The 4,063-nt window shown below is 66.1% G+C and carries 4 protein-coding genes; 2 read left to right on the top strand and 2 right to left on the bottom strand.

Annotated features, from left to right (window positions below; all coding sequences use genetic code 11):
- On the bottom strand, positions 1–737 hold a 737-nt coding region (locus KBI44_21525; GenBank protein ID MBP9147067.1), incomplete at its 3' end, for a hypothetical protein.
- Positions 738–922: 185 nt separating this feature from the next.
- Here KBI44_21525 and KBI44_21520 point away from each other — a divergent pair.
- Positions 923–2,365: a 1-acyl-sn-glycerol-3-phosphate acyltransferase gene (locus KBI44_21520; protein MBP9147066.1), complete on the top strand. Its 1,443-nt coding sequence runs from the start codon at positions 923–925 to the stop codon at positions 2,363–2,365.
- Between the two features lie 12 nt (positions 2,366–2,377).
- Complete coding sequence (locus KBI44_21515; protein MBP9147065.1) at positions 2,378–3,733, top strand: PhoH family protein; 1,356 nt, start codon at positions 2,378–2,380, stop codon at positions 3,731–3,733.
- Positions 3,734–3,838: 105 nt separating this feature from the next.
- Here KBI44_21515 and KBI44_21510 read toward each other — a convergent pair.
- Positions 3,839–4,063 (bottom strand): azurin (locus KBI44_21510; protein ID MBP9147064.1); only part of this gene is annotated, 225 nt, incomplete at its 5' end.

The following is a 4,063-nucleotide window of genomic DNA, read 5'->3' as shown; positions in this document are numbered from 1 at the left end:
CTGTCGTAGTAGGCGAGCTTCTCGATCTGCAGCGACGCCTCGACGAGCCGGAAGTGCTCGTCTTCGAGCAGCCAGACGACGGTGGCGATTCCCAGCACCGCGACCATCAGCAGATCGAACGGTACGATGCCGTAGCGCAAGCTCGAAGCCGAAGAAGCGGTCGTCGTCCAGAAGAAGACCAGCTGCTCGAGACCGTAGAGAAAGAAAGCGATCCACACCAGATGTGGACCGGTCGCCGTGCTCTTTCTGTAGGCGCGCACCAGCAGGCCTGCGGCGATCAGGAAGGCCGCAGCGACCACCAGCGCGCGCACGCTGACACGCAGGAAATTGCGGCTGGCGACGGCATCGGGAGAGAAGGCGTAGGCCAGAGTTGAAACCAGCGCCAGCCCGCCGAGAGCCCCGAAGATGGCGAGTGTGCCGCGCCGCGAAGGCGACCGCCCACTGGCGAGCTCGGTCGCTCCCAGAATGAGCCAACCGGCCTGCAGATAGGCTCCGAGCTGCGCGACGAACGTCGCGACGAGTCGGGTCGGCTCCGAAGCCGGCATCGACGCCGAGAAGTGGAATGCGACCATCGCGCCGAGTTGACCGGCGCAGAGCGCCCACCAGGAGAGCGCCCAGTGGCGCAGGAAGGCATGCTTGCGTGAGCTGTGAAAGCGAAGGAGCAGGATGGCCAGCAGCGCCGCCAGCAGCGCCTGGGCCAGGAAGTTCGAAACTGTGACGACGCCGATGTCGCTCATCCAGATGGGGCTCGAAAAGGGATTCTAGCGCCAACCAGCGGGCAGAAGTCGGCTTCGTAACGCCGTCGTCGGTTCTCCGCCATCGCTCGCTCACCTCCGGTCTGTATAAATCCGGAGTGAGCTCCGCCGGATCCCTTCGCCTTTCTCCTGCATGGTGCTGCCGCCAGCCGCTGGGCGCGCTTCCGGTGCCGGCCGCCCGCCTTGCGTTGCGCGCCGTCCTGACCCTGACCGCCGGCTCGATCCGTGTCGAAGGACACGAGCGTCTGGCGGCGCTTCGGGATCCAGCCATCTTCGCCCTTTCGCACCACAGTTCGTACGAAGCGATCGTCGCGCCTGCCGCCCTCGTCGCATTGCGCTCCGGAGGCCGGATCCGCTTCCTGGTCGACTGGATGTTCCTCGAGTTGCCGTTCGCGGGCTGGCTGATGCAGCAGATCGATCCGATCGCGATCTACCGCAAGCCGGCGCGCTTCGGCTGGCGCGAGGGCGTCCGGCGCGCCGGATGGGCAGGGGCACCGGCATTCGACCGCGCCCTAACGGCCCTGGCGACCGGATCCAGCATCGGCCTCTATCCCGAGGGGACCCGCAATCGCGATCCCTGGCATCTCGCTCCGGGAAGACGAGGTCTCGGAAAGCTGGCGCTGCGCTCGGGAGCGCCCGTCGTCCCGGTGGGACTCGACTTTCCCTCGCGCGACCGGCTCTTGCGGACCCCGCGCCTCGGCAGGCTCGTTCTGCGCATCGGCGAGCCCGTAGACACTGCGGCGCACCACGAGGCATGGCGGGCGACCGCTCCTGGCGATTCCCCGGAGCGGCGCCAGCTCGAGCGCGCCCTCGCTCCGGCCATCGCCGACCAGGTGCATTCCCGTCTCGCCCTCCTCGCCCGCAAGATACACCTTCCCAGGGAGAAAACCGCCATGAGTGTCGACCCGGTCACGCGCTCGACCGCGCAGCAGGGCTCACGACAGCCGGAAGCGCCCGCCGCTCGGGTGACGGCAGAACGAGTCTCGTCTGCGGACCAGCGCGCCGCCGCCCTCGCCGTCGTCGCAGAGGTCTATGGCGCGGAGAAGGGGTGGATCTCCGACGCCGAAGCGGAGATTCCTGCATCCGCGCTGACCTGCGACGGCCCGAGCTGGTTCCTGGCGCGCGTCGACGGCGAGACGGCCGGCGTCGTCCGGCTCACCTACGACCCGGCGCTCGAGCTTCCCGAGGAGCTGGGACTGGAGATCGAGGGCAGCAACGATCTCGCGCGCCTGCAAGCGTCCGGACGCTTCGTGGAGATCGGCCGGCTGATGATCGCACCGAGATTCCGCTCGCGTACCGCGGTCGTGCTGGCCCTCATGCGCGCCGCCCTCGCCGAAGTGGTCGAGCGCGGCTACACCCACCTGTTGACGGTCGTCTTCGAGGACGATCCCCATTCGCCCTACCACTTCCACACCCGTGTCCTGGGATTCGAGCGCATCGGAACACACCGTCGCGGCGAGCTCGCCTCTGCCAGCCGACGGATCATTCTGACGCTCGACATCGCACGCTCCTATCTGCGGATGCGCCCTGCGCGGGCCAGACTACTCAAGCAGCTCACTTCGGGCTTCGAAGATCGGATTCTGAGGCTCAGCGAATCAGGGGTGGTATGACAAAATCCCGGTATGACGAGCCCGGATTCCACGTCATCCGTTTCCTCCCGCAACCCCAAGATCTTCGTCCTCGACACCTCGGTCATCCTCTACGACGCGAACGCGATCTTCAACTTCAAGGAGCATGACGTCGCGATCCCGATCACGGTGCTCGAGGAGCTTGACCACTTCAAGAAGGGCGACACGGTCATCAATCTCCAGGCGCGGGAGTTCATCCGCCAGCTCGACAAGCTCACGAGCCACGACATGCTGAACAACTGGGTGCCGCTCGACGGTCCCGACCTCGGCCGGATCCGGGTGATCGCCACGGAGGACTCCTCGACCGACGCGCGCCTCATCTTCGGCGCGATGAAGAACGATCACAGGATCCTGAACACGGCGCTCGCGCTCAAGGAGAGCGAGGCCGGGCGCGACGTCATTCTGGTCTCGAAGGACATCAACCTGCGGGTCAAAGCCAGGGCGCTTCGCCTGCGCGCAGAGGAGTACGAAACCGTCCGCATCAAGGACGTCGACCATCTCTACAAGGGCAAGAGCGAGATCGAGGTCGACGATGCGGCGCCGATCCAGAAGTTCTACGAGTCCGGGGGTGTTTCGCCGCAGGACGTCGGGATCGACGTGCCGTTGCCGAACCACTACTTCATCCTGCGGAGCCCCTCGCACTCGGCGCTCGCCTGGTACAACCCGCTCTCGGGCCTTCTCGAGAGGGTGCAGAAGATGCCGGCCTATGGCATCACGCCGCGGAACGCCGAGCAGACGTTCGCCCTGCACGCCATCATGAACCCGGCCGTGCCGCTGGTTTCGATCACCGGCAAGGCGGGCACCGGAAAGACCCTGCTGGCCCTGGCGGGCGCCCTCGAGCAGCGCAAAGCGTTCCGCCAGGTCTACCTGGCCCGGCCGCTGGTGCCGCTCTCGAACAAGGACATCGGCTATCTCCCCGGCGACATCAAGTCCAAGGTCAATCCCTACATGCAGCCGCTGTGGGACAACCTCAACATCATCAAGCACCAGTTCGACGAGCGCGACCGCGAGTTCAGGCGCATCGACGAGATGGTCGAGCAGGAGAAGCTCCACATCACGCCGCTCGCCTACATCCGCGGCCGGAGCTTCTCCAACATCATCTTCATCGTCGACGAGGCCCAGAACCTGACGCCGCACGAGGCCCGAACGATCATCACCCGCGCCGGCGAGGGGACGAAGATCATCTTCACCGGAGACATCTTCCAGATCGATACTCCCTATCTGGACGCCCAGTCGAACGGGCTCTCCTACCTGATCGATCGCATCAAGGGGCACAAGCTCTACGCCCACGTGTCGCTCGAGAAGGGCGAGCGCAGCGAGCTCGCCAACCTCGCGAGCATGATGCTCTAGCCTTGGCGCGGAGCCTGACGCAGCAAGGGCCCGGTGGGCGCGAGCGATTCGCGCCGTACCGGGCCCGGGTGACTCTTCCTGCGGCGGCGTTCGGAGCCGCTGGCCCTACTTGACGATCAGCTTGCCCTTCATCCCGCCCATGTAGTGGCCCGGGAAGGTGCAGATGTACATGTACTCGCCCGGCTCCTTCGGCGCGTTGAAGGTGACCTCGACCGTCTCGCCGCCGCCGGCGAGCTTCGTCTGCGCGAGGATGGAGGCCGCCTTGGCCTTCGGGATGTAGCCGTTGTCCCGGGCCATCGCCGCTTCCATGGCGAACGAGTCCGCATTCGT

The sequence above is a fragment of the Thermoanaerobaculia bacterium genome (assembly GCA_018057705.1).
Taxonomy (GTDB): domain Bacteria; phylum Acidobacteriota; class Thermoanaerobaculia; order Multivoradales; family JAGPDF01; genus JAGPDF01.
The sequence above is the reverse complement of the archived record's forward strand: the minus strand, read 5'-3'. Positions and strand labels throughout refer to the sequence as shown.